Source organism: Thalassotalea coralli, assembly GCF_055786205.1.
In genome coordinates this window covers 248,382-274,579 of the sequence record NZ_JBVVBK010000007.1, presented here as the reverse complement: position 1 = coordinate 274,579, position 26,198 = coordinate 248,382, and the positions used below count along the sequence as shown (strand labels likewise).

General features: G+C 40.7%; 18 protein-coding genes and 1 riboswitch. Of the genes, 10 read left to right on the top strand and 8 right to left on the bottom strand.

Translation table 11 applies throughout. The features are described from left to right. Positions 1-105: 105 nt before the first annotated feature. The 3 genes from ACOB80_RS17805 to ACOB80_RS17795 are packed head-to-tail and all read left to right on the top strand — an operon-like array spanning position 106 to position 4,476. On the top strand, positions 106-1,374 hold the full coding sequence (locus ACOB80_RS17805) for an efflux RND transporter periplasmic adaptor subunit (protein ID WP_473167211.1): 1,269 nt from the start codon (positions 106-108) through the stop codon (positions 1,372-1,374). Continuing rightward, on the top strand, positions 1,371-2,072 hold the full coding sequence (locus ACOB80_RS17800; protein ID WP_473167210.1) for an ABC transporter ATP-binding protein: 702 nt from the start codon (positions 1,371-1,373) through the stop codon (positions 2,070-2,072). Before ACOB80_RS17805 ends, ACOB80_RS17800 begins: the two co-directional genes overlap by 4 nt. Then, positions 2,065-4,476: an ABC transporter permease gene (locus tag ACOB80_RS17795; RefSeq protein WP_473167209.1), complete on the top strand. Its 2,412-nt coding sequence runs from the start codon at positions 2,065-2,067 to the stop codon at positions 4,474-4,476. The genes ACOB80_RS17800 and ACOB80_RS17795 overlap by 8 nt, the downstream gene beginning before the upstream one ends. A 92-nt stretch (positions 4,477-4,568) precedes the next feature. Here ACOB80_RS17795 and ACOB80_RS17790 read toward each other — a convergent pair whose 3' ends face one another. The 4 genes from ACOB80_RS17790 to ACOB80_RS17775 all read right to left on the bottom strand — a co-directional run bounded on the left by ACOB80_RS17790 (position 4,569) and on the right by ACOB80_RS17775 (position 9,514). Next, entirely contained in the window at positions 4,569-5,696 is a 1,128-nt protein-coding gene (locus tag ACOB80_RS17790; protein ID WP_473167208.1) for a succinylglutamate desuccinylase/aspartoacylase family protein, read from the bottom strand. A 13-nt stretch (positions 5,697-5,709) separates the two neighbouring features. Continuing rightward, a complete protein-coding gene (locus ACOB80_RS17785) occupies positions 5,710-6,966 on the bottom strand; it encodes a PLP-dependent decarboxylase (RefSeq protein WP_473167207.1) in 1,257 nt (418 codons plus the stop codon). Between the two features lie 5 nt (positions 6,967-6,971). Further along, entirely contained in the window at positions 6,972-7,721 is a 750-nt protein-coding gene (locus ACOB80_RS17780; protein WP_473167206.1) for a 2,3,4,5-tetrahydropyridine-2,6-dicarboxylate N-succinyltransferase, read from the bottom strand. 175 nt (positions 7,722-7,896) lie between these two features. Next, positions 7,897-8,072, bottom strand: a riboswitch (Lysine riboswitch). Between the two features lie 134 nt (positions 8,073-8,206). After that, complete coding sequence (locus ACOB80_RS17775) at positions 8,207-9,514, bottom strand: DsbA family protein (RefSeq protein ID WP_473167205.1); 1,308 nt, start codon at positions 9,512-9,514, stop codon at positions 8,207-8,209. Between the two features lie 148 nt (positions 9,515-9,662). On the opposite strand from ACOB80_RS17775, the gene ACOB80_RS17770 reads away from it, so the two are divergent. The 3 genes from ACOB80_RS17770 (at position 9,663) to arcA (ending at position 13,336) form a co-directional block, all read left to right on the top strand. Next, entirely contained in the window at positions 9,663-10,688 is a 1,026-nt protein-coding gene (locus ACOB80_RS17770; RefSeq protein WP_473167204.1) for a methyltransferase, read from the top strand. Between the two features lie 108 nt (positions 10,689-10,796). Then, positions 10,797-12,437 (top strand): sensor histidine kinase, encoded by a 1,641-nt coding sequence (locus ACOB80_RS17765; protein WP_473167203.1) that lies wholly within the window; start codon positions 10,797-10,799, stop codon positions 12,435-12,437. Positions 12,438-12,631: 194 nt separating this feature from the next. Continuing rightward, on the top strand, positions 12,632-13,336 hold the full coding sequence (gene arcA / locus ACOB80_RS17760) for a two-component system response regulator ArcA (RefSeq protein ID WP_473167202.1): 705 nt from the start codon (positions 12,632-12,634) through the stop codon (positions 13,334-13,336). 77 nt (positions 13,337-13,413) lie between these two features. On the opposite strand, the gene ACOB80_RS17755 is transcribed toward arcA, so the two are convergent. Then, complete coding sequence (locus ACOB80_RS17755; RefSeq protein WP_473167201.1) at positions 13,414-13,788, bottom strand: Hpt domain-containing protein; 375 nt, start codon at positions 13,786-13,788, stop codon at positions 13,414-13,416. 229 nt (positions 13,789-14,017) lie between these two features. On the opposite strand from ACOB80_RS17755, the gene folE2 reads away from it, so the two are divergent. The 4 genes from folE2 to ACOB80_RS17735 all read left to right on the top strand — a co-directional run bounded on the left by folE2 (position 14,018) and on the right by ACOB80_RS17735 (position 22,310). Continuing rightward, positions 14,018-14,941 carry a GTP cyclohydrolase FolE2 gene (gene folE2, locus ACOB80_RS17750; protein WP_473167200.1) on the top strand — a complete coding sequence of 308 codons (924 nt, stop codon included), beginning with the start codon at positions 14,018-14,020 and terminating at the stop codon, positions 14,939-14,941. A 433-nt stretch (positions 14,942-15,374) separates the two neighbouring features. Continuing rightward, positions 15,375-19,835 (top strand): glutamate synthase large subunit, encoded by a 4,461-nt coding sequence (gltB, locus tag ACOB80_RS17745; RefSeq protein WP_473167199.1) that lies wholly within the window; start codon positions 15,375-15,377, stop codon positions 19,833-19,835. An 18-nt stretch (positions 19,836-19,853) separates the two neighbouring features. Further along, on the top strand, positions 19,854-21,296 hold the full coding sequence (locus ACOB80_RS17740; RefSeq protein WP_473167198.1) for a glutamate synthase small subunit GltD family protein: 1,443 nt from the start codon (positions 19,854-19,856) through the stop codon (positions 21,294-21,296). A gap of 252 nt (positions 21,297-21,548) precedes the next feature. Beyond that, entirely contained in the window at positions 21,549-22,310 is a 762-nt protein-coding gene (locus tag ACOB80_RS17735) for a substrate-binding periplasmic protein (protein ID WP_473167197.1), read from the top strand. A 50-nt stretch (positions 22,311-22,360) separates the two neighbouring features. On the opposite strand, the gene ACOB80_RS17730 is transcribed toward ACOB80_RS17735, so the two are convergent. The 3 genes from ACOB80_RS17730 to ACOB80_RS17720 all read right to left on the bottom strand — a co-directional run bounded on the left by ACOB80_RS17730 (position 22,361) and on the right by ACOB80_RS17720 (position 26,124). Then, positions 22,361-22,894: an NADPH-dependent FMN reductase gene (locus ACOB80_RS17730; protein WP_473167196.1), complete on the bottom strand. Its 534-nt coding sequence runs from the start codon at positions 22,892-22,894 to the stop codon at positions 22,361-22,363. 190 nt (positions 22,895-23,084) lie between these two features. Continuing rightward, positions 23,085-25,649, bottom strand: a complete 2,565-nt coding sequence (locus ACOB80_RS17725; protein WP_473167195.1) for a sensor domain-containing phosphodiesterase — start codon at positions 25,647-25,649, stop codon at positions 23,085-23,087. 160 nt (positions 25,650-25,809) lie between these two features. Then, positions 25,810-26,124, bottom strand: a complete 315-nt coding sequence (locus ACOB80_RS17720) for a hypothetical protein (RefSeq protein WP_473167194.1) — start codon at positions 26,122-26,124, stop codon at positions 25,810-25,812. Between the last annotated feature and the right edge of the window lie 74 nt (positions 26,125-26,198).

The following is a 26,198-nucleotide window of genomic DNA, read 5'->3' as shown; positions in this document are numbered from 1 at the left end:
TTTTAATTAAGTTTATTTGTTGGCACAACAATTGTTATATCTACTACCAATGAAACGCGATTTTTTGTCTGTTTGACACGCGATATTGACACTAGGAGAACATTTGTGGATAAGCCAAGACAGTCCCCAAAATACAAAAAGCACCTAAAGCCAATCATGGCAATTGCTGTTGTTTCAGCGATAGCCATTGCGGCTTTTGCTTCAGGGCTAGCTAAGCCTAATCAAAAAACGCAGCGAGTAGCCATTAATTCTTTTACAACAGCTGCTGTGGTAGAAGGCCACTTTGAAGACAAATTAAAACTAAGAGGCAATGTCAGCCCGCAAACGTCTATTTACTTAGATGCAGTAATGGGCGGTAGAGTAGAAGAAAAGCTGGTTGAACAAGGGCAATATGTTGAGAAAGGCCAACCACTTTTAAGGCTATCTAATGTCTCTTTACAACTAGACGTAATGAGCAGAGAAGCACAAGTAACTGAGCAGCTAAACTTTCTGCGCAATACCCAAATGACCATGACAACTAATCGCCTTAACTTACGCCGCGATTTACTGGAAATAGACTTAAATATTGCGCACCTAAATAGACAAATAAAGCAGTCTAAAAAATTAGTGTCACAAGGCGTATTAGCCAAAGATAAACTGCAAGCATTGCAACTAGATCTTGATTATTACCAAGAGCGAAAAACTTTGACAAAGCAGCGTCAGCAGCAAGAAGAAGAAATTCGCCAAGTACAAGTGCAACAGCTTGAAGAAAGTGCACAAATGCTACAAAAAAATCTTCAGTTTGCCCGTAATAATTTAGACAACTTAACAGTAAAAGCGCCTACTTCTGGTTATTTAAGTGAGCTTAATGTTGAACTAGGTGAATCAAAGTCAAAAGGCGCTCGCTTAGGACAAGTTGATATTCCTAACCGCTTTAAACTTGTCGCCAATATCGACGAGTACTACTTGAACGACATTACTTTAGATATGAAAGCCATAGTGTCAATTAACGGCGAGGACACGGAAGTGTCAGTAACGAAAATTGACAGTCGCGTTAACAATGCCCAGTTTCGCATTGAATTTGACCTACCGAGTGAAATAGCCAATATTAAGCGCGGTCAAAATTTAGATTTAGATCTGCTATTAAGCCAAGGAGTTGAAGATTCGGTATTAGTTAAGCGTGGCTCATTTATTACCAGCACTGGCGGGCAGTGGGTATTCGTTTTAGACGAAGACGGTACAACCGCAACGCGAAGAGCAATTACGCTGGGCAAAAAGAATAAAAATTACTATCAGGTGGTCGACGGTTTACAGCCAGGCGAAAAGATCATCACCTCAAATTACGCAGCCTTTGATAAGGCAGACATTATCGAAATTACAGGACAAAAATCATGATTAACTTAACCAATGTATCACGTGTTTTTCGCACCCAAGATGTGGAAACGACAGCATTAAACAGCATCAATCTATCGGTTAAAAAGGGAGAATTCGTTGCGATAATGGGTCCTTCAGGCTGCGGTAAATCAACACTGCTTTCCATGCTTGGCATGCTAGATTCACCTGATGCGGGCGAGTACAACTTCAACGACGAAAACATTACCCATTACTCAGAGCAAAAGCTCGCACACCTGCGCAGTAGCTCGATAGGTTTCGTTTTCCAAAGCTTTAACTTAATCGATAGCTTAACTGTCTTTGAAAATGTCGAACTCCCGCTACAGTATTTAAAGGTAGGCAAGAAAGAGCGCGTTCAGCGCGTAGAAGAGATTTTAAAGAAAGTGGGTATTAATCATCGCGCCGAGCATTTACCCCAGCAGCTTTCTGGTGGTCAGCAGCAGCGTGTTGCTGTTGCCAGAGCGTTAGTGATAAACCCCGCAGTAGTGCTTGCCGATGAACCTACAGGTAACTTAGATTCGAAGCACGGTGAAGAAGTAATGACCATGCTTAAGTCGCTAAATGAAGAAGGCACTACCGTAATCATGGTGACTCACTCTGAGCAAGATGCAAGATACGCAAGTCGCATCGTACGCTTGCTTGATGGCCAAATCTTATTAGACAAAGCAAGCGAAACGGTTCGTGAGGTGCAACATGCTTAAGTATTTATTAGGTAATTACATCGTTAGCGCATCTCGTTCCTTAGCGCGTCATCAAATGAATTTAGCACTAACGGTTGTAGGGTTATCAATTGGTTTAGCTGCTGCTTTTTTAGTGGCTCTGTATACCTTTCACGAAAGCTCTTACGACAGTTTTCAACCAGATGCAGAACGCACGTACCGTATTGTGATGCATCATCAACCGACAGGAAATCAGTTCCCATTAACAACGCCGCGAGGGCAGCAACATATTGAAAAAATCGTCGGCGTCGATGATGTTCTTTCATTACTCAGTACCCAGTACTTACTGCCGGGAAAAGTAAAAATAGGTGATGAGCACTTTAAATTAGAAAAGCTGATGGCTGCACCTGAAAATCTAACGGACTTTGTTGTTATCGATGTTATGCACGGCAATTTAGCCACTGCGCTGAGCCAGCCCTACAAAGTTGCTTTGTCAGCGTCGCAAGCCTTACGATTGTACGGTAAAGAAAATGCCGTAGGTGAACGCTTTGTTATCGAAGGTGCTAAGCAAGACTTTGAAATAACAGCGATATTTGCTGATTTCCCAACGAACAGTCACTATGACATGAACGCGATTATCAGAAACAGTTCTTTCATGGACATGATAGGAAAAGTCTCTCACACCTATGTGAAGCTTGATCCTGCAGCAAATGTTGAACAGGTAGCGAGTCAAGTTACCCGTATCTTGAACGACTTATGGCAAGATGAAAGCAACGAAATCGTTTACTTCCTACAGCCAGTGCGAGACATCCACTTAGCAGCCAACTTCAACACAGATATGAGGGTCGGTGGCTCAGAAAAAACCGTTACCGTTAGCATCGCATTAAGTATTTTGCTTATCGTTATCTCTAGTTTTAACTACATCAACATGAGTGTTGCACAAGCTGGTCTTAGAGCGAAAGAAGTGGGTGTGCGAAAAGTACTAGGTGCCACCAGAACACAGCTTGTGATCCAGTTTTTAACTGAATCTATCTTAATTGCTTTGGTGTCTGCACTGCTTGCCTGTGGCTTGGTTGAACTTTTACTTCCTTCTTTTAGTGAATTAGTCGGGCGCGATCTGCAAATTGATAGCTGGTTGACTTACTTACCTCAGATATTACTGGTAACTATTACTATCGGTACTTTATCAGGTTTATACCCTGCACTATTTATTTCATCTTTCAGTGTGCATAGAGTATTGAGTGGCGATTTTGGCAGAGGAAAAACGGCGATTTTAGTGCGAAAATCTCTGATGGTTTTACAATCGGCCTTATCAGTAGGCTTAATCATTGCCGCTTCCAGCTTATACCTGCAGTTAAATTACTTACAAAACCTCTCGGTAAACTATGCAAAAGAACAACGTTTAAAAGTATTAGATTTACCAGGAAACAAAATTTACGATCGCGATAGCCAAACTTTTTATCAAGATCTAGCGAAAATTGACGGGGTAATTTCTGCCACACCGACAGACTTTGACTTAACTAAGTCTACTTATGCGGGTGCATTTGTTACTTCAGTACCAAACGTAACGGACTTTGGTGTTGCCATGGGCTACGCTGGTGTTGGCTTTAACGCTGCTCAATCTTTGGGATTACAGTTAGTCGCTGGTAGAGACTTTAGCCGCGAAACCCAATCTGATTGGTTTAATGAAGAACAAGGTACTATCGGCATTATGATCCCCGAATCTGTTCTAGCGCCAGCGGGTTATAGAACGGCTGAAGAAGCCATTGGTGACATTTGGCGTTTCGGCGCAGGCGGACAAGAAAACCTGCAAGGTCGTATAATCGGTGTATTCAAAGATGTAAAAATAGGCTCAGCGAAACACCACGCTAACCCAGTTCTGTTAGCTTGCGGCTACACTTTCAGCGGCAATTACTCGCTGGTGGTTGAAGTAGAAGATCAATACTCAGCAGCAACGCGGCAAGCGGTTGTAGATTTTATCGAACAACGACTACAGGTTCATGCCATTGAAAGTGAATTGGTTAAAGACAACTATGCGGTTATCTATCGCGACGAAGCTCAATTAGTGGATATGATATCTATCTTCTCTGGGCTAGCTGTATTTTTAACGTGTATTGGCATGTTCGGCTTGGCAGCATTTAGCGCGCAACAAAGAAGAAGAGAAGTGGGTATTCGCAAAGTGCTAGGCGCCTCTAGAGGTGGCTTGATGGCCTTGCTAACACAAGAGTCTGTCGCATTAGTGCTTATTAGCCTTGCCATTGCTTTTCCGCTATCTTTCTACTTCATTGATAGCTGGTTAAACAATTTCAACGACCGCATTAGCCAAACGCCAACGATATACCTAATTTCGGCCTTAACGGTGGCACTAGTCACTTGGCTAACCGTGGCAAGTATTGCCTTTAGAAGTGCAAGTGTTAAGCCGTCATTGAGTTTACGACACGAGTAATACTTTACAAATAAACTCACTCTGGACGAATAAAAAAAGCACCAAGGCTGATAACAGTCTCGGTGCTTTTTTATCGTTTCTGTACGTTTTTTTTAAAGTACAAAGAACTCTTCAAATACTTTATAAAGCTCTGTGCCTTGGTTAACACTAGCCGATGCGAAATGAAGAATTGGGATCACTTCTTTGTCCAAACTCACATAGTGTAAAGCATCACCATCGCCGTAATTATCCATGCGTAAAATTCGTGCTAAAGGCTCACCAGCAGGTAGCGGTTTGCCAAATTCAGCTAAGTAATCCACCATGCCACCCATAGGCGAATAAAACGCTTTATAATGCTCTAAATAACAAGCGTATCGCGTCATTTCTTTTGGCTGATATTCTGGTGCATGAATAACACCTTTATATTGCAAATAACTGAATATACTTTTCGCATCTTCAAGGGCAACGTCTAAATCAATTTGCTCTTGTGAGCCTAGCTCTACAGTAAAACTTTCTTTGTTTAACGCATCTGAGCTAATTGAAAACTCAATGCCTAGATCGGCAAATGCTTCTTGCAACTTCCACCAAGGACAAAAGGTTGCTTCGTCCAAGGCACCGGCAAAGTCGTTTGGTATTAGCAAAGTATGTTCAATATCAAAATACTTAGCGCTTTCTCTTGCATACTCTGGACAATATAGATGCTTGCTCGAAATAGGCCCTGTGTGTAAATCTAGCACCAAGTCTGCTTGGTGTGCTAAGCGCTGTAATTGATAAGCGATACGTTGACCCGTCGTTAATCCGTAGATATTGTGATCAAGCTTTTGCTCAATCGTGTCTATCATTAACGCTTTGAAATTCTGTTCAATTGTTTTGTCGTCTTGACCAATGCTTTGACGAACAAATGGCGCAATAATATCTTCATCAAAATGATACATGCGGTTCCAGTTAACACCCGTAATAGGGTCAAATCGCCCTAAAGTATATTCACCGTTTTTGTGATTACAGCCCACAGGGTTTGCGTATGGAACTAAAGTGATATCGCCGATAATTGGTGTGTTTTGCAATAGCTCAAGCAACTGAAAAATAACAGCGTTACCCTGCACTTCTGCACCGTGCATATTGGCTTGAATGTAAACACTACGCCCATTGTCTTGTCCCTTAAAGCGGTACACAGGAACAGTTAAGGCAGCACCACTGGCCATTTCGCCAACGTGCATCACTTCTTTTGTAAATTTATTCATTGTTGATTCCTGTTTATCGTAGATACCAATCAGCTGGTTGTGCCGCTCGCACTTCTTCAAGACCGTTTTCTGTATAAACGTATTCGGCCGCTATTTGGTGACATAAGAAAAAGGGCATACTTTCGGTAAAGCCATAAGCGCCAGCAAAAGCAAACACTAAGGTATCATCGATATTCGTATCGGCAGGGAATGACAACCTGCCCAGTTTGTCCATACTGGTACACAGTGGCCCATGAACATCAAAGGCGAGACATTCTTGGTCTGATTCCCTTAATAACCTTGCAGGAAAAGGCTGGTCAGTAATTGCTGGACGCAGCAGATGATTAATTCCTGCCGCTAATACTAATTGTTCTTGCTGATAGTTAGTTTTTCTATCAACAACCTGTGTTAGATAGTAGCCCGTATGCGCAACCGCATAGCGTCCAAGTTCTAACCACAACTCTTTTACACCTGCTTGGCGTTTAATATCAGACAAATCTTCAATAATTTGCCCCCAACTTAGTCCTTGGCCAGTTTCAAGGTAATCAACACCTAAGCCACCACCAAGATCTAAAACTTCCAAATTCATGCCCAATGAATCAGCTAAACCAACTAATGGCGGTACCATTTGCTGCCAAAGAGAATACATCTTGGCATTGCTGAGTAAATTGCCCCATTGAAAAATATGAAGCCCATTAACATTCAGTTGAGAATAGTCTTCTAGGTTAACGCCTTGCCATTCTTCAACTGATAAACCAAATGGTGTTAACGCGTTACCGCCTAAAGGATTTTTTTCACCTTCTTGCCACTGTAACTGCACGCGCAACAACACATTCGGATTAACGTTTTTACCTGCAGCCACTTCGTTTAACCAAGTTAATTGATTAAGGCTTTCTACCACGAATATATTAACGCCAGCTTCCACAAACTCTGCCAATTGTTTTTTAGATTTTGCAGGGCCAGTATTTAAAATTCGTTCAGGTGATACACCCTGTTTTTTCACTTGATTAAGTTCACCCAAACTTGCAACGTCAAAGTTAATTCCCGCGCTGTCCACCGTTTGAATAATGCGTGATAAAGGGTTGGCTTTTACCGCATACCAAAGCTTAATAACCTCTTGCTCTTGCAAGCTATTTAAGTGATTAGCTAACGCAGGCAAGTCGTATACAAAGCTCGCCAGCTCATCTGGATTAGTCGGCTTATGCTGTGATAGAGCTGAAACTAATCCTTCAGAAACAGGTAACTGTTCAAACCAAGCGTCATTTGGGTTAAAAGTCGAAGATGGCTGCATAACGGTTATCTCAATAAAGTTTCTAACGTTAAAGAGGCGTTGCTTTGCTCATCACGGTATTTAACAATAAGTGCACAAGCCATAGAAAGGCCTTGTTCTTTACCCCACTCACTTGAAACAGGACGAGTGCCAGGAACAACAACTGCATACTCAGGAATATCAGCACCTTTTTCTAGCATCACTTGATTAACACAGTCATAAACGGGCACTGATGCTGAAAGGTTTACACCGGGTGCTAAAACAGCGCCTTTGCGAATCACAATGCCTTCAACCACAACAACACCTGCACCAAGGAAGGCATCATCTTCAACAATTACTGGGCTAGCACCAACAGGCTCTAATACTCCACCAATTTGAACAGCAGCAGAGACGTGAACATTTTTACCAATTTGCGCGCAAGAACCAATTAACGCGTGGCTATCAACCATAGTGCCTGAATCGACAAAGGCACCAACGTTGATATATGCAGGTGGCATAATAATAACGCCTGGGGCAACGTGAGCGCCACGACGTACAGAAGAACCACCAGGTACAAGACGCACGCCATCTTCAGCGCTAAATGCACGTGCAGGTAAATTATCTTTATCGACAAAGCCTTGGTAGATACCATCAAATTCTGTGTTTTGACCGGCTTTAAATGCAGCTAAAATTGCTTGCTTGGCATCTAGATTTGCGTGCCAATTACCTTGTGAATCTCGGTTTGCTGATCGCATCGTACCAGCTTCTAATTGTTGTAAAATATCTTGCCAATTCATTACTGACTAACTCCAATGAACGACGGCACACAAGAAAGTATTGATAAGCGTGAAGCTCAACACCTTCTAGGTACACGTAACTAACAAGCACTAAAGGCTTGTTGAAATAAATAGCAAGGAAAACTTAGGGCATTTGTAAGACGAGAACTTGTTGTGAAAAACAAGCACGCAGACAAAGGCCAGAAGCTCTCCACCTAGGAATAGGTGACAGTTGCTAGGATTCAACCTATACAACCGACAAATACATCAATCAAAAATGTATTTACCTCGGCGTTAAACTCCCTCGTCAATGTTCATCAGAGTTTGATCTCTTCCCATTGACTACCTAGTTTACGCTCCTCTTCTGGCCTTATTTATACACGCCGGCAAGATAGCCCACGTGCATCAAATAAGGATGCGCGTATTAGAACATTTATTCTAACTTGGTGCAATACAGGATAATTGTCAGTTTAAGACAGGTTTGTAATTACATAGAATGAAAGTACTTAGAAGGAAAGTGCGCGTTGTTCAACAACGTTATTTTCGTTTTCGAGATATTCTTGAAGGGCTTGCTCTATAACAAATAATCGATCTTGTCCCCAACAAAAAGTATTTTTGAATTTAAAACACGGCACGCCCCATAGCTTTAACTCAGCCAATTGTTTTAAGTTTTGTTCTGACCAGATTTGCCAATCGTGACTTTGTTGAAAATCTATCGCCTCTTGATAATCAAAGCCCGCCTTCTCACAAAGAGTACGAATGACGTTTTCGTTGCTAACATCACTTCCATCAACATAAATAGCTCGAAAGGCATTTTCAATAAAAGCTTCATCTTTGCCACAATGTTGAGCATAAGCAAACACTTGATAACAATTCATCACCCCCTTTCCAAGTGGGTCTGTAAAGCTGCCAAAAGGTATACCTGCACGTTGCGCCTCTCGGTTTGCATCTAAATAAATATACTTTTGCTTTGAAAGTGGCACCTTTAAGCCACGCATTAATAATGGCATAACAGGCTTTAAATTTAGCGGTACACCGTAAGCTTGGCTTAACCTTTTTGCTTTGATAAACCCCAAATATGAATATGGGCTTCGTAGCGATAAATACACTTCGATTGGCTCTGAAGCTTTTAGATTGTTTGAGGGTACATGCTGACAAGGTGGGGCTGACAACTCAAATTGACGACTAAAATCGCCTGAGTTAAGCGACAAATCAAGGAGCCTATCCTCTAAATATGACAATCGATCAACGCCTAAATACCACTCACCAGCAAACAACACACTTGCCGAGAGGTAGTGCCCTTTTTGTATTAACCTTCTCTGGTTATTCACTTGAAAATTTATAACGGGTGTTGAAGGGAAACAATAGCCTTCAAAGTTATCGTTCCACGTATCGTCAAATAATTGAATAGCGTCATCAATTGAGTGCACGCGTAATTGCCAATATTGCTGTCCCGTAGTAAGCGCCTGCTCGCTCGGGTAAGCTTTTATTAAAGGAAGGTTTAACTTGTTTGCCAAAATATTCGCGTCATTAAGTGCCCACTGGTTCATCAAAGAAGGAAAAATAGTGACCCCAGGTACCGTGTCATAGACCAAGTAAAGCGCTATAGAAACTCGATAATTAGTCTCTATATCTTTCAATGCACGAACTAATAAATAACTATGAGGATCATTTAAAGCAAGGTACGCTTCAATTTTAGGTTGCGAAAAAAATACCTTTGGCATAGAAAGATAATACCAAGAAAGCAACACACGACGAATAGCACTGCGTAGCCACCAAGTTTTTAATCGATTTTCTCGAATTTTTCTGCTCAAAGTGACCCCTTCTCAGTACGATACAAGCACTAAAAAGTGCCGCCACTCCTTTGGTATCGCGTTAAACTTGCGGTAAGATACCCGATAATTATGACACAAAATCGCCGATCCATAAGAGATTAGCTATTTATAATCACCTGAGCCCTGAATGTCTTTAAGTAATATTAGTCAATTGTTGATACGAAACATCGACCTTTTAACTGCCAAAAAACCTTTATTAGTTAATTTGCCTGACGACTTTATCGGCACAATTCAATTAGCTGATGCAGGGTTTGAATCTATAACCTACTTTGATACCCATTACGGCAACTTTTGCGCACGTCCTAAACACGAGAATTCAAACGCGGTTTTCGATGCTTCTTACGATGCTTCTATTCATGACTTAGTTATTATTCGCTTCCCAAAGAGCAAACCTGAGTTTCTATTTACACTTGCTATGCTAAATAGCTCGTTAGCTGAAGATACGCCAATGATTATTGTTGGCGAAAACAAAAGTGGAATTAAGTCATTAGCGAAACTCTCTAGCGGACTTCTCAATAATGTCATTAAGCAAGATGCCGCCAAACATTGCCTGCTATTTAGTGCCACTTCGCAAAAAGGCAAACCTTTCGTGTTGTCAGATCACTATTCTCAGTACCAGTTATCTTTAGCGAATAAAGAACTAGATATTGCAGCGCTTCCCGGCGTATTTAGTCACAATCGATTAGACAAAGGCACACAAGTATTATTCAAATACTTACCTGACAATATCCAAGGCCGAGTATTGGATTTTGGTACAGGAGCTGGGGTTATTGCTGCTTATCTAGGTAAAAGCACAGAAAACATAGCATTGGAATTAGCCGATGTTAGCGCGCTGGCTTTATCTTCAGCAAAGCAAACCTTAGAATTGAATGGGCTGACTGGCGAAGTATTTGCGACAAATAGCTTATCAAATGTATCGAAAAAATATGACGTAGTAGTCTCTAACCCTCCGTTTCATCAAGGATTAAACACCTATTACCGAGCGACAGAAGAGTTTCTCAAAGGTATCATTAATCACCTAAATTCAGGAGGGCAATTAATTATCGTCGCCAATAGCTTTCTTAAATACCAACCTATTTTGGAAAACCATTTTAGTAAGGTGGTATCCTTGGCAAATGAATCAGGATTTACCGTTTATCAAGCATTTAAGTAAATGCTGACTTAACTTCTGAGAGTAACTTTTTTACTAGAAGAGTTGCAATCTAGCAAAATTTTTACAATTATCGTAATTAAGTAAAATACTAATAGCTAAGCTTTATATATGCAGAACCCTGCTGAGATTAAGTCAATTCGTCGCCCTATAGTGATTGCCATTGTAGGTTTCATCATGATCTTTGTTTCTGTATCGGTTCTATATTTAGCAAAAACATTTCGTACTGAATCACACGAGCAAGCGCTACAAAGTACCCTGCAATGGGCTTACTATTTTGGGGAGATTGCGCTGTTAGCCGATTCAAATAACGACAGCGAAAGCTTGAAACGTATCGCACAAAAGATACAAATCAATAAGTCAATACAAGTCGTTGAAATCTATAAGTACACCAACGATGATGCCGAATCCCTGAACAATATCGTTTACTATGACCATTTAAAAACGGGTTACAAGCCCAATAATGAAGCACTTCACGTTAACCTTAGTAATTTAACGCAATTAGTATCACCTACCTATAGTGGTGACATTGTTAAAGTGCTTGTTCCAATACAACAACAGAACAACCAAGCCTATGTTTATATTGAAATGGATAGCCATAGCGGCTTAACCTTCAGTAACCATCTATTTATTATCTTGCTCGTGCTATTTTTCTTACTTATTGTCGGCACATTTTTCATTTATTTACGAGTAACCCAAATAGTTACCATGCCAATTCGAGATCTTAGCGAGGACGTGCTGAAGGTTTCAAAAACTAAAGACTTCAGTCTTAGAATCAGACAAATGCCCTATCGAGAATTTGATATTTTGTCGCGCAATATAAATGGTTTTTTAAACCGTACAGAGCGATACATTACTCAGTTAGGGCTCGCTGAACAAAAAAGCTTAGAATTGAATATCGAATTAGAAGATAAAGTGTCAAAACGTACCGAGGCATTAAAAGAGTCAAACCAAGAGCTACTAGCGACCTTAGAACAGCTTCATCAATATCAAGATCAACTCGTTGAAAGTGAGAAGATGGCGTCTTTAGGTGATATGGTTGCCGGCGTTGCTCATGAGGTTAATACTCCTATTGGCCTTGGTGTAACGGCATCTACTTTACTGTCTGACAGAATGACAGAAATTAAAACCGCATTTGAAGATAAGACCCTTAAATCGAGCCAACTCAAAAAATTCTTAACCGAAGGCTCGGAAAACGTTGGTATTATTTATCGAAATTTAAAGCGTGCCGCAGAATTAATCTCTAGCTTCAAAAAGGTTGCCGTAGACCAATCTAGTGATGATTATCGCCAGTTTAACTTCGCAGAATTACTTAACGAAATTTTGTTAACCTTGGCACCGCAAATTAAAAACACACAGTATCAGATTCATTTCGATTGCCCTGAACAATTGGTGGTAGTGAGCAAGCCAGGCCCTATTAATCAAATTTTAATTAATTTGATTCTTAACTCAATTAACCATGGCTTCGACGATACACCAGATGGAAACATTTGGCTTAAGGTGAGTGAGGTTGGTGGACGCGTAACCTTAAATTATCGTGATGATGGCAAAGGAATAGCACCTTCAATAAAGGACAAAATTTTCGAACCCTTTACGACCACTAAACGAGGTGAAGGTGGCAGCGGCTTAGGGCTACACTTAGTTTATAACTTAGTCATTCAAGCTCTTGGGGGGACTATTCAATTAGAAAGTGAACCTGGGCAAGGAGCGACATTCGAAATTAGTTTTTCTGTATCTGAGCAACTTTTATAGATATGTGTTAAATACTTGTATCGAAATGTTAACAAAACCATGAATTGAGTATGGAATAATTGTTTTTTATACTTAGGTTATATAACATGTAATATGGTTGTTAAGGGTTAAAAACTGTTGGTTAAATAACGTACTAACCTCTAACACTTGCTAAAATTAACTCAACCCTGTTCACAATATATTGGAAATTGAGCATGCAAAAACCTCATATTCTTATCGTCGAAGACGAAGAAGTAACAAGATTCAACTTACGAAACTTATTTGAAGCCGAAGGTTATTTGGTCTCAGAAGCTGTAAATGGCGAAGCTATGGAGCAGCAACTTACCAATAATACAATTAACTTGGTGATTATGGACATTAACTTACCAGGTAAAAACGGTTTGTTACTTGCCAGAGAATTAACCAACAATAGTGAACTAGGTCTTATCTTTTTGACTGGGCGCGATAGCGATATCGACAAGATATTAGGTTTAGAAATTGGTGCTGACGATTACCTAACCAAACCATTCAACCCTAGAGAGCTTACTATCAGAGCGAGAAACATTCTGAACCGCATTACTCAAGGTAAGAGCGAGTCAGAAAGTGCAATTATCAAGTTCAACCAGTGGACACTTGATGGCAACTCACGAAAAATGACATCTCCAGAAGGTGAAGAAATTTCAATTCCTCGAGGCGAATATCGCGCTTTAAGGTTATTAATTGCCAATGCAGGGCAAATCGTTACTCGTCAACAATTAATCAAAGAAATGACGGGACGAGATTTACGTTCAAATGACCGCACTGTAGACGTAACGATTCGCCGACTTAGAAAGCACTTTGAAAGTGTTTCGAATCAGCCGGAGCTTATTAATACGATTCATGGTGAAGGCTACCGTTTCGTCGGCTCTATCGATAGCTAACGAAAGAATTTTTGAAATAAAAAAGGCGCTTCAAGCGCCTTTTTTATTTTATAGAGCAAAAAAATTACTCATCGAATTTACGCAAGCCATTGCTCAAAAACACCGATAGATGCTTGGTTTTCATCACTCAGTTCTTGTAAGTAGTTTTGTTTAGAAGACCAAGAATCTGTCGACTTCTCTATAGCAACCAATTTACTGTGAACCGCAAGTAATCCTACACTACCAGCAGCTCCTTTCATTTTATGACACCTTTCTTGCCATTCTTCCTGAGATTCGTTGCTGAGTGCTTCACCGATCTCTTCTATATAAACAGCTGATTGTTGACGATATAGATCTAACATCTGTTGAACAACTTCGACACCTAAGTTGTCTACATACCCTTGCAATAATTCACTATCTATTACTTTACTCTCGCCCACTTTTATAATTCTCTTGTCATAATTTGAAGCCATTGTATCAACGTCATTACGTTTGTCATTAGAAGATTAGTATACAATCTCCAAAATACACTAAATGAACGGCTATTGTTTGCTTTTAGCTAGGTTTTCATTCAAAATAGCCGCCTTTTAAAATGCCACGTAAACTCACTTAATATCGTGATAGTGTGCTTTCTATTTTCGTTATGACTGAAGTTAGGGGACAGCCTAGCCCTTTACATAACTTGCTACATCTGGAGTCACCATGTCGACCATAATGCCTGATATTGCCAATCAATCAACAGCCCAAACAGAAGGAACCTTAGACTGGGTTGGAATGAGCAATATTGAAATGCCTCTCATGCTTTCTTCTATGGACGAAGCTCCTCGCATGGTTTCAGCTCACGTTGACGCATTTGTCAATTTAAAGGAGCCACAAGCAAAAGGCATCCATATGTCACGCTTGTACCTTCTGCTAGATGATTTATCGACGCAGAACCAGCTGAATTACCAAACCTTAGTTACCTTACTTGACGGGTTCATTAGTAGCCATCAAGAACTGAGTGACAATGCGAAAGTAGAAATGCGCTTTGATTACCACTTACGTCGTAAATCACTTATCAGTGGTAAGGAAGGTTGGAAAGCCTACCCAGTAACAATAACGGGTCGTTTGAACCAAGGTAAACTTACCATCGAACTTACAGTAGACGTACGTTACTCATCAACATGCCCTTGCTCTGCGGCGCTCGCGAGACAGCTTATCCAAAAATCTTTTAAAGATAGCTTTGAAGATAAATCGCTAAATTACGATCAGATCCATGAGTGGCTTGGTACCACCGAAGGTGTAGTTGCTACTCCTCATAGTCAACGCTCTGTTGCCGAAGTAAAGGTAAAACTAGGCAGCAATGTTACCGAGTTCCCGATTAGAGATGTAGTGGATTTAATTGAAAACTCATTGAAAACACCAGTACAAGCTGCTGTTAAGCGCGAAGATGAGCAAGAGTTTGCTAGACTTAACGGTCAAAATCTAATGTTCTGTGAAGATGCAGCAAGAAAGCTCCAGCATGCAATGAACCAAGTGCCAAGTTTTGAAGACTTTTGGTTACGTATAAACCATTTAGAGTCTCTTCACGCTCACGATGCCGTTAGTGTGACAACAAAAGGCATTGATGGTGGTTACCAACCTTAAATCTACTTCAACCTTTTAAAAAGGCCGATTAGCCACTAGCGCTAATCGGCCTTTTTTTCTATCTATTCACAATAAAAATAGTGAATATTTTTTGAATAATTTATTACACTTGATTCTATCGATGGTACAGTAACATACTGTAAGTAAATTACATTTATCTTCTGTAAAGTAAATAAAAATTCCCGAAAAATATACAAAAAAAGAAATAAAAACAACTAAAACCAATAAAAACAACACCTTAACCACAACCCTTCTATCACCGGAAATTGTAATTATATTACGAGCAAAAACTCTATTTTTATTGACCTTTATCAATTTTGTGGTAGTGTTGGTCATTCCCCGGAAGAAAATAGCAGAGTAATTATGCAAATAATTGAAAAAAATATTCTAAACCATACTCTGCGACCTGAAGAATAATTGTAGGAGATAAAACATGCAGCTTTTTGATCCCAGCCAACAACGAGACAATTGTGGGTTTGGTTTAATTGCCCATCAACAAGGTGAAAGAAGTCACAAGCTAGTCAAAACAGCTATTTCCGCACTAGATCGTATGCAACACCGTGGTGGTATTAATGCTGACGGTAAAACAGGTGACGGCTGTGGTTTACTCATGCAAAAGCCAGATTCATTCTTTCGCTCTATCGCGGAAGAGAACAACTGGAAACTAGGTCGAAAGTACGCCGTTGGTATGATTTTCTTAAACCCAAATCCTGAGATTGCGGCTGAGAGTAAGAAAATCCTTGAAGAAGAACTAGCAAATGAAACCTTAACATTAGTTGGCTGGCGTGTAGTACCTACGGACAAAAGTATTCTCGGGGAAATAGCCGCTAGCAACGTCCCTCAAATAGAGCAAGTTTTTGTAGACGCTCCTCCTGGTTGGCGTAACCGCGATCTAGAGCGTCGTTTATACATGGCAAGAAGACGTGCAGAAAAGCGAATCGAGGATGACAGATTCTATGTTGCGAGTTTGTCTTGCTTGGTGACAATCTATAAAGGCTTAATGATGCCTGTCGATCTGCCAAACTTTTATCTAGACTTAGCAGATATTCGCATGCAAACAGCCATTTGTGTGTTCCACCAGCGCTTTTCAACTAACACGTCTCCACAATGGCACTTGGCACAGCCTTTTAGATATTTGGCGCATAATGGCGAAATCAATACCATTAAGGGTAACCGCCAATGGGCGAGAGCCCGTACTTATCGATTTAATTCACCACTTCTTCCTGATTTACGAAATGCAGCCCCTTTTGTAAATGAAAAAGGCTCTGACTCATCGTCTTTAGATAACATGCTAGAGCTATTTTTAGCGGGCGGCATGGATTTATTTAGGGCGATGCGTTTATTGGTGCCGCCTGCATGGCAAAATAGTCCATTAATGGACGATGATTTAAAAGCTTTTTATGAATTTAACTCAATGCACATGGAGCCATGGGATGGTCCTGCAGGAATCGTGATGACCAATGGTCGCCATGTTGCCTGTAACCTAGACAGAAATGGCCTTCGCCCTGCACGTTATGTTATTACTCGAGATGGCTTTATCACCTTGGCTTCCGAAGTAGGCATTTGGGAATACGGTGAAGATGAAGTCATTGAAAAAGGCCGCGTTGGTCCAGGTGAAATGCTTGCTATAGATACCTATACTGGCAAAGTGTTCTCTTCAGCAGACATCGACAACGACTTAAAAGAGCGTCATCCATACCGAGAATGGCTAGATAAAAATATTCGCCGCCTTGTACCGTTTGATAAATTAGCCGCTGAACAAATTGGCCAACGCGTGTTTGACGATAAGCAAATGGCGGAGTTTCATAAGCTTTATAACTATAGCTATGAAGAAATTCAGCAGGTTATCAAGACTCTTGCTGAAAATGGTCAAGAAGCGACTGGTTCCATGGGTGACGATACACCAATGGCAGTATTATCGAGTAAACCACGAACGCTTTACGATTATTTTAGACAGCAATTTGCCCAAGTCACTAACCCGCCAATAGACCCTTTGCGCGAGCGCTATGTTATGTCACTAGGTACCTGTATTGGCCGTGAGCACAATGTGTTTAACGAAACAACGGGTCATGCTGATCGCATTTTATTTGATACACCTGTACTTATGTATACGGGCTTAAAACAGTTACGTGAACTGGATCCTGACCACTATCGCAGTGACACACTAACCCTTAACTACGATCCAGAAGAAGGCCTAGAAGCAGCTATTCGTCGTCTTTGTGACGAAGCAGTAGAATTAGTTCGAGATAAAAATACCGTAATTTTAGTATTGTCTGATCGTCAAATTCATAAAGGCTTACTACCTATTCCTGCAGCAATGGCCGTCGGCGCGGTGCAAAAACGCTTAGTCGATGAACAACTGCGTTGCGACTCTAATATAATTGTTGAAACGGCATCAGTACGTGACTCTCACCAGTTTGCAGTATTACTTGGATTGGGTGCTACCGCGATTTACCCTTATCTAGCACTAGAAACGGTAGAGCAGCTTGTTGAGCAAGGGCAAATAAACCTGTCAGCTCGCGAAGCCGTCACTAATTACCGAAACGGTATTAACAAAGGGTTATTAAAAATACTCTCTAAAATGGGTATTTCTACCATTGCCAGTTATCGTTGTGCGGGTTTGTTTGAGGTTATTGGTTTACACCAGAACATCATGCAACTATGTTTTCCAGATCTACCAAGCCGTATTCAAGGCGCAGACTTTGAAGACATTGAGCAAGACAATATTAACCTTGCTCGCCGCGCTTTCTTACCGCATCAGAAAGTCGATCATGGTGGCTTGTTAAAGTACGTTCATGGCGGTGAATACCATGCTTATAACCCTGACGTAGTCAAACACTTACAAGACGCGGTGCAATCAGGGAATTACTCTGATTATCAAAAATTTGCAGACACGGTTAACAATCGTCCTGTTGCAGCTCTTCGAGATTTGTTAGCACTGAAAGAAGACACAGAATCAATTGCTATTGATAAAGTAGAACCTGATAGTGCCCTTTATCAGCGCTTTGATAGCGCAGCGATGTCAATTGGCGCGTTGAGCCCAGAAGCTCACGAAGCCCTAGCGATTGCAATGAACCGTTTAGGCGGGTTTTCAAACTCAGGTGAAGGTGGCGAGGACGAACGCCGCTTTGGGACAGTTAAAAACTCTCGTATCAAGCAAATCGCTTCAGGTCGATTTGGTGTAACTCCGCATTACTTAGTGAATGCAGACGTACTACAAATAAAAGTCGCTCAAGGCGCAAAACCCGGTGAAGGCGGTCAACTGCCTGGCGATAAAGTTACACCGTTAATCGCTAAGTTACGTTTTTCAGTGCCTGGCGTGACCTTAATCTCGCCACCGCCGCATCACGATATTTATTCTATTGAAGATCTTGCACAATTGATTTTCGATTTAAAGCAAATCAATCCAAAAGCAGTGATTTCAGTCAAGTTAGTATCTGGCCCTGGCGTTGGCACCATAGCCTCAGGTGTAGCTAAAGCTTATGCTGACTTTATTACCATCTCTGGATATGACGGCGGTACAGGTGCAAGTCCTCTTACATCTGTGAAGTACGCTGGTTGTCCTTGGGAACTAGGATTGGCAGAAGCGCATCAATCACTTGTATCTAATGGCTTACGTCATAAAGTACGCCTGCAAGTAGACGGCGGCTTAAAAACTGGTTTAGACATCGTAAAAGCGGCAATTTTAGGTGCTGAAAGCTTTGGCTTTGGTACAGCCCCTATGGTGACACTTGGCTGTAAGTTCTTGCGTATTTGTCACTTAAACAACTGTGCAACAGGTGTTGCTACGCAAGACGATATCTTGCGCGAAAAACACTTTAAAGGCTTGCCTGATCAAGTCATGAACTACTTCCGCTTTGTCGCCAAAGACGTGAGAGAGATTCTGGCCAAATTAGGTGTAAGTAGCTTGACAGACATTATTGGCCGTACTGATTTATTAGTACCTTTAGCCGGTATTAGCGCTAAACAGCAAAAGTTAGATTTAACGCCAATAATCGCACCTGTTGTCGCAGACGAATCTACCGCTCTTTATCAAACAGATACTAACGAGCCGTTTGATGAAGGCGCACTCAACCAACAAATGCTAAACGCTGCAAAAGATGCGGTACAACATAGCAGTGGTGGTCACTTCCGCTTTAGCGTTCGCAACGTTGATCGCTCTGTAGGCGCAGCCCTTTCTGGCGAAATTGCTAGACACCATGGTGATCAAGGCATGGCCTCAAGCCCTATCAAAGTTTCTTTAACAGGTACTGCGGGACAGAGTTTTGGCGTGTGGAATGCTGGTGGTTTAGAAATGACGCTAACAGGCGATGCTAATGACTACGTTGGCAAAGGGATGACAGGCGGTAAGCTAACCATTAAACCGCCTAAAGGCGTTGCGTATCGAAGTGAAAAAACCATGATTGTTGGTAACACCTGTTTATACGGCGCTACTGGCGGGAAACTATTTGCATGTGGCCGCGCCGGTGAACGCTTTGCCGTTAGAAATTCTGGTTGTCATGCCGTTGTAGAAGGTACAGGCGATCATACCTGTGAATATATGACCGGTGGTATTGTCACGGTATTAGGACAAATAGGTGTTAACTTTGGTGCGGGTATGACTGGTGGTTTTGCTTATGTACTAGACGAATCAGACGATTTAGATGTACGCATCAATAACGAGTCAATCGAGTTACTACCTGTCACTGAATATGCGATTCATAAAGAGCATTTACGCGGCATTATTAATCAGCATTTTGAAGAAACAGGTAGTTTGCGCGCGCAAGCGATACTGCAAGAGTTCGATCAATATGCCAATAAATTTATGCTGGTTAAACCAACCGCGACTGACGTAAAGACCTTGTTAGGTCATCGAAGCCGTTCATCTGCAGAACTTCGCGTTCAAGCACAATAACGCGAAGAGGATTTAAAAATGAGTAAAAACGTATACCAATTTATCGACGTTAAGCGAATTGATCCGCCTAAAAAAGCGATTGAGCAACGTAAATTAGATTTTGTTGAAATTTACAATCCATTAAGCAATGAGCAAAGTGCAGGGCAAGCTGACCGCTGTCTAGATTGTGGTAACCCTTATTGTGAATGGAAATGTCCTGTTCATAACTACATTCCACAATGGCTGGAACTGGTCACTGAAGGTAAAATTTTTGAAGCAGCTGATCTTTGTCATCAAACAAATAGCTTACCGGAAATGTGTGGTCGCGTATGTCCACAAGATAGGTTATGTGAATCGGCTTGTACGTTAAATGATGAATTTGGTGCAGTAACTATAGGTAATATCGAAAAATATATTACTGATACCGCCTTTGCACAGGGCTGGACACCTGACTTGTCTAACGTTGATAAAATCGGGAAAAAAGTAGCAATAGTGGGTGCAGGGCCTGCAGGACTCGCCTGTGCTGACGTGTTAACTCGTCATGGTGTCGACTGTGTTGTTTACGACAAGCATCAGGAAATTGGTGGCCTACTCACCTTTGGTATTCCTTCTTTTAAACTTGAAAAGTCGGTAATAAAACAGCGTCGCAAGATATTTGAAGGTATGGGCATTGAGTTTGTACTCAATACGAATATCGGTGTTGATGTGCCGTTTGAGCAACTTACATCTGACTATGACGCAGTATTCCTAGCCTTAGGCACATACACTGATATGACAGGCGGTTTTGAAAACGAGAACGCTGACGGTGTTTACAACGCGTTAGACTTTTTAATTGGTAATACCCAACACATTATGGGGCTTACAGAAAACGTAAAGCCATACGTAAGCTTCAAGGGCCAAAAAGTTGTTGTTCTTGGTGGAGGCGATACGGCGATGGATTGTGTTCGCACCTCGATTAGACAAGGCGCAAGCGAAGTAACTTGTGCGTATCGTCGAGACGAAGCAAATATGCCCGGTTCACCGCGAGAAGTACTTAACGCGAAAGAAGAAGGTGTTGATTTCCAATTTAACCTACAACCACTAGATATCGAGGTTGATGATAATCAACAAGTCGTTGGTGTTAAATTTGTAAAAACTCAGTTAGGTGAACCTGATGCGGCGGGCCGAAGACGCCCTGAGCCTATTCCTGATAGCGAATTTGTAATGCCTGCTGATGCTGTCGTCATCGCTTTTGGTTTCTTACCTAGTCCGCCTGAATGGATGAAAAAGGCAGGTGTTTCTGTTGATGAAAGAGGACGCGTTATCGCAAACGAACAAAGTAATTTCGCACTACAAACCAGTGCAGATAACGTTTTTGCTGGTGGTGACATGGTGCTCGGCTCTGACTTAGTAGTGACGGCCATCGATCAAGGCCGCAAGGCAGCAATGGGCATTCTAGACTACGTATGTAATGAAGTTATCATGATGAACAGAGCCCTTTAAGTTTTACATTTGATTTAAAAGTAGTGTTTATATCAAATAAATTACTACCTTTACTTTAGTTATAAGTGCTTGTTTTTTAAGAAGGGTAGCGAAAGCTACCTTTTTTAGTTATAAAAAAGTTAACTATTTGTCTACTTTTCATCCATTTTTCATGTAAAATGCGCTTTCTTCTTTAACCTTTGCATTGCTACCAAGGAACCCGTAATCCTCCACAAGGTATGTGGCGAATGTGACAAATAAGCACGCTGTAATATGAAATTTGTAATCCAATTCGCTCTACTGTTCTGTCTATCAGTTCAAGTATCTGCTACCACAACTCAACTTACACCTAAGTGTGAGATTGATGTTGTTACTGAGTATTTAGAACCCTATCAAATAGAATTGCCAGATGGCACTTTAGGTGGTTATTCTACCGATGTTATTAACGCGCTATTTGAGCAAGCAAATTGCCAAGCTAATATCCAAGTAATGGCTTGGGCCAGAGCCTATGAAATTGCAAAAAGCCAAACCAATGTAATGATTTATTCAATCGCGCACACCGAGCGCCGCACCGATAGTTTTAATTGGGTAGGCAGTTTATTAGAAGAAAGGTTGTATTTTTGGGCGCTCAAAGAGTCTTTCCCTGAATTAATTGACGATGAAAATCAGTTAAAAGATAAAAGAATAGCTGCTTCTAGGCATTCTAATGTTGCCCAATACTTAGAAGATAATAACTTCACTAAGGTGTATCACTTAATCAAAGAAGATCAAAATATGCTGATGCTTTATCGAAGTCGTGTTGATCTTATCGTAGCAACTGAAATGACCCTTAAGAACAGGGCGAAAAAACTGGGCTTGGACTTTAATAAGATTCACAAGATAAAAGAAGTTAGTTACCTAAATAACGACCTATCTATTGCTTTTAACAATAAGACTGATCCCCAAATAATTTCGCAATTCAAATCAGCTTACCAACAGCTTGTTGATAAAGGTACTATCGCAAAAATAAAAGAAAAATGGCAAATTTATCAGTAACAAAAAGCCGCAATGATGCGGCTTTTATTTTTGTTCAACAACAATGGGTATTAAAGGCGAGTAGCCAATTGTTGTGTTAGTGCAGTTAATTGCTCATTAATTGCTTCATCAGAAACCTGCTGGTTTTCCATATCGAATTTATCGAAAAAGCTAGGCACCGACAACGAACCAACGACATCGCCATCAAAGTATGGTGCAGAATTAACGGCAGCTGATAACACACTTGCAGCGCCGCCAGGTCCCGGAGAAGTCGCCAGCATTATCATAGGCTTGTTTTGAAAAACCTTCATGTTAATGCGCGAAGCCCAATCAAAAAGGTTTTTATAAGCTGCAGTATAAGAACCATTATGCTCTGCGAAAGACACGACTAATGCGTCGGCTTCAGCAATATCGTCTAAAAATAATTGCGCATCTTCAGGTTGACCTAACTCTGCTTCAACATCCTGACTAAAAAGCGGTAACTGATATTTGTTCAAGTCTAGTACTTCAACATGAGCACCTTCTACCAAATTAGCAGTATAAGCGGCTAACTGTTTGTTTATTGATTGCTTACTTGTTGAAGCACCAAAAGCGACGACTTTCATAATGAATCCTATTAACTGAAAAAGTTAAGGTCATGTTAAAGGATGATTCGCCACTTTTAAATCGGTAATAGAGAAAACATTTTTTCCATTTGATCACTAATAGAAGGGATACCTAACTAAAAGCATCTCCACTGGAAAAGCAAAAAGAGTGATTCGTAAGGTGCGTATGACGGTGCCATAGCTCGATGTTTTAAGCTAAACAGCTATCAATTTGCTCTGGTGGCATGGGACGGTGAAAATAATAGCCTTGCCCATATCGGCATTCCATTTGATCTAACAATTGGGCATCTTCGAGGTTTTCTATGCCCTCGCCAACCGTTGCCATTTGTAAATTAGTGGCCAAGTCGATAATGGTTTTAATGATGGCTTTATGATTGTCATGCTGATGAATATTATTGATAAACGAGCGATCAATTTTGAGTACATCGATCGGAAAACGATGTAAATAGCTCAAACTCGAATAGCCGGTACCAAAGTCATCTAACAGTATTTTAACGCCGTTTTCTTTAAGAGCTTTCATATTCTCAAGCACCAAATCGCTATTCTCCAATAGTGCTCGTTCTGTTAACTCTAATCTAAGGTGACGTGACTCTAATTGCGTTCGTGCCAATATTTCTGCAATTTGATCCGGTAAATTGCTATCGAAGAAGTGATTACCATATAAGTTACAGCTTACATATAAATCGTCACGTTGATGAATTTCTTGCCACTGTTTAAGTTGGCGGCACGCCTTCTCTAAAATTTGTAAATCAATCGACATGATTAATTTAGTCTCTTCGGCAAGAGAGATAAAGTCACCAGGGTAAACAAAGCCTCTTTTATCACTTTGCCAACGAGCTAATGCTTCAAAACCGACGATACTGCTATCTTGTAGTCTGACAATAGGTTGAAAGTGAGGAAAGAACTCATTTCTATCAATTGCTTCGCGAATATCAGCTTCTAGAATTAAGGCATCTTGCAGCTTTTTATGCATACTAGAATCGAATACTTCATATCGACCCTTGCCCATATCTTTAGCATGGTACATGGCAATATCAGCGTCTCTAAGCATGACTTCAGCACTGCTATAGCGTTCATCATTAAATAACACGCCAATACTCGTACCGATGAATACTTGCTGTTTCGCTACCGTAAATGGCTTAGCTAAAAAGTCAGTTATGCGTTGAGCAACATCGTAGGCTTCCTGTCTACTAACTATGTCTTCAATCAAAATAACAAACTCATCGCCGCCTAAACGAGCAACCGTATCCTTACCACGAACAACTTGCTTTAATCCTTTGGCAACTTGAATGAGAAGGTCGTCACCAGCATGGTGCCCTAAACTATCATTAACAACTTTAAATCTATCTAAATCTAAAAACAAAACAGCAAATTGACTCTGCGGTTTTCTTGAAATACACGCGATAGCGTAATTTAATAGATCAAGAAAGACCGCTCTGTTAGGCAGCCCCGTTAACGTATCGTGTGTCGCCGCATGTTTCAACTTGGCTTCAATACTTTTACGCTGTTTAATCTCTTCTTCTAATTCACCAGTGCGCAGCTTAACTTGTTGTTCTAGCAATTCATGTGACTGTCGTTCAAACAGAGCGATTTCACGACGTTTAATGGCTGTGGCAATATGTTGAGAGACAAAAGTTAATAACTCAGCATCACTTTCAGTAAAAATAGTTCTACTCTGATAGCTTTGTACCACCATAGCGCCAATCGCTTTTCCCGACTGCATTAATGGCACACCCAACCAGCTTTTATTTGATGGATCAGGTTGATGTAAAAGCCCTTGCTGGTGAAGCGAAAGCATCTGAGGATAGTCCAGTAAGACACGTTCTCTTTTGGTAATAACCATCTCAGTTAGCCCATTTGAAAACTTACGTTCTTCAAACTGACTATTGGTTTCTAAATTAGTTTGTTCAGAGTGATAAACGAAAGAAATGACGTCTTCTGATTCATTATATTTCGCTATATAAAAGTTAGTGGTATCTATCAATTGTCCAATAATGTTGTGAACAAGCTGATAAAACCTATCAATTTCAATACTGGTATCTGTGGTCAGTTCTGATATGCGAAACAACGACTCTTGAAGTAATTCAGACTTTTCACGTTCGCGAATTTGACTCATTAACTCTCGAGTACGAGCGTCTACCGCTTGTTGCAACCTTTCACGATCTTGTAATCGAGCCATCGCCGTCACAATATGCTGAGCGGTAAAGGTTAGCATTTCAAGGTCGTGCTCTTGATAGCGTGTTGTCTCGTTATAGCTTTGAACAGCCATTACGCCTATAACAAAGCCATCACTCATTAAAGGGACGCCTAACCAATCAGTACCAGAAACACCAATTTGCTTAATAACACCCTGAGCAATTAATTCGTCCATTTTTTTACGGGATGCCAACAAGGGCTGGCCGGTATTAATCACATGGCAAGTCATTGAGCCTTTCATTTCATCGAAATCGATCGGCCCTTCTGGATAATCATCTGCTTCATCTACGTGATAAACAAATTCAAGGGTATTAAAAGTTTGGTCGAACATCACAATATAGAAATTTGTGGCATTCATTATAGCGGCAATGGCTTGGTGAACTTGCGGATAAAAACGGTTTAAATCTTTACAGTCATGAGATAACTGATTCAAGGTAAATAATGCAGTATAGCGAGCTTCTAACTTCCTATAGTTATCAGCCATATCTATAGCTTGTTTGGCTAATTCTTGATAATTAGCCTCCAAAGGTAGATCTTTATTACTACTATTTTTATTCATACTGCATTTAAGTTTCGACTATTTAACTGTCACACCATTTATACATTTACTACTTATACATTTACTACGAAGTTTAGAGTAACTGCTGTGTAACAAGTTTGAACTTCTATAAATTTAGCTGAAAATATCACCCGCCGTCAATTTAACAAAAAATTAACCTTTAGTCTTTTTTATTCTTTTCTTGTCTTTCACGTGCGGCTTCAATGTGCTCTTCAAGTTGTTGCTTGTTTCCACAAATAGCTGAAGTATGCTCATCGCGATAATAACGAACATCAATACAGTCTGTCTGGTAGCGACGCTCTAACTCAGTGCGAATCAAGGGTTTATTTTTAGCATTAGCTATTTGTCTTTGTAACGCCTGACATTCTTGGATCTGTTCTGCGGCTAACGTCACGTCTTCGCAAGCATCTTCTTGGCTAGCACAGCCAATTAAAAAACTAGGTATAGCAATTGCGGCAATTAGTTGGAATTTCATTATTGTTTTCACTACTTTTTAACGATGAGTTCATATTATAGCTATGCATCTACCATTGTCACTGCCAAATAATC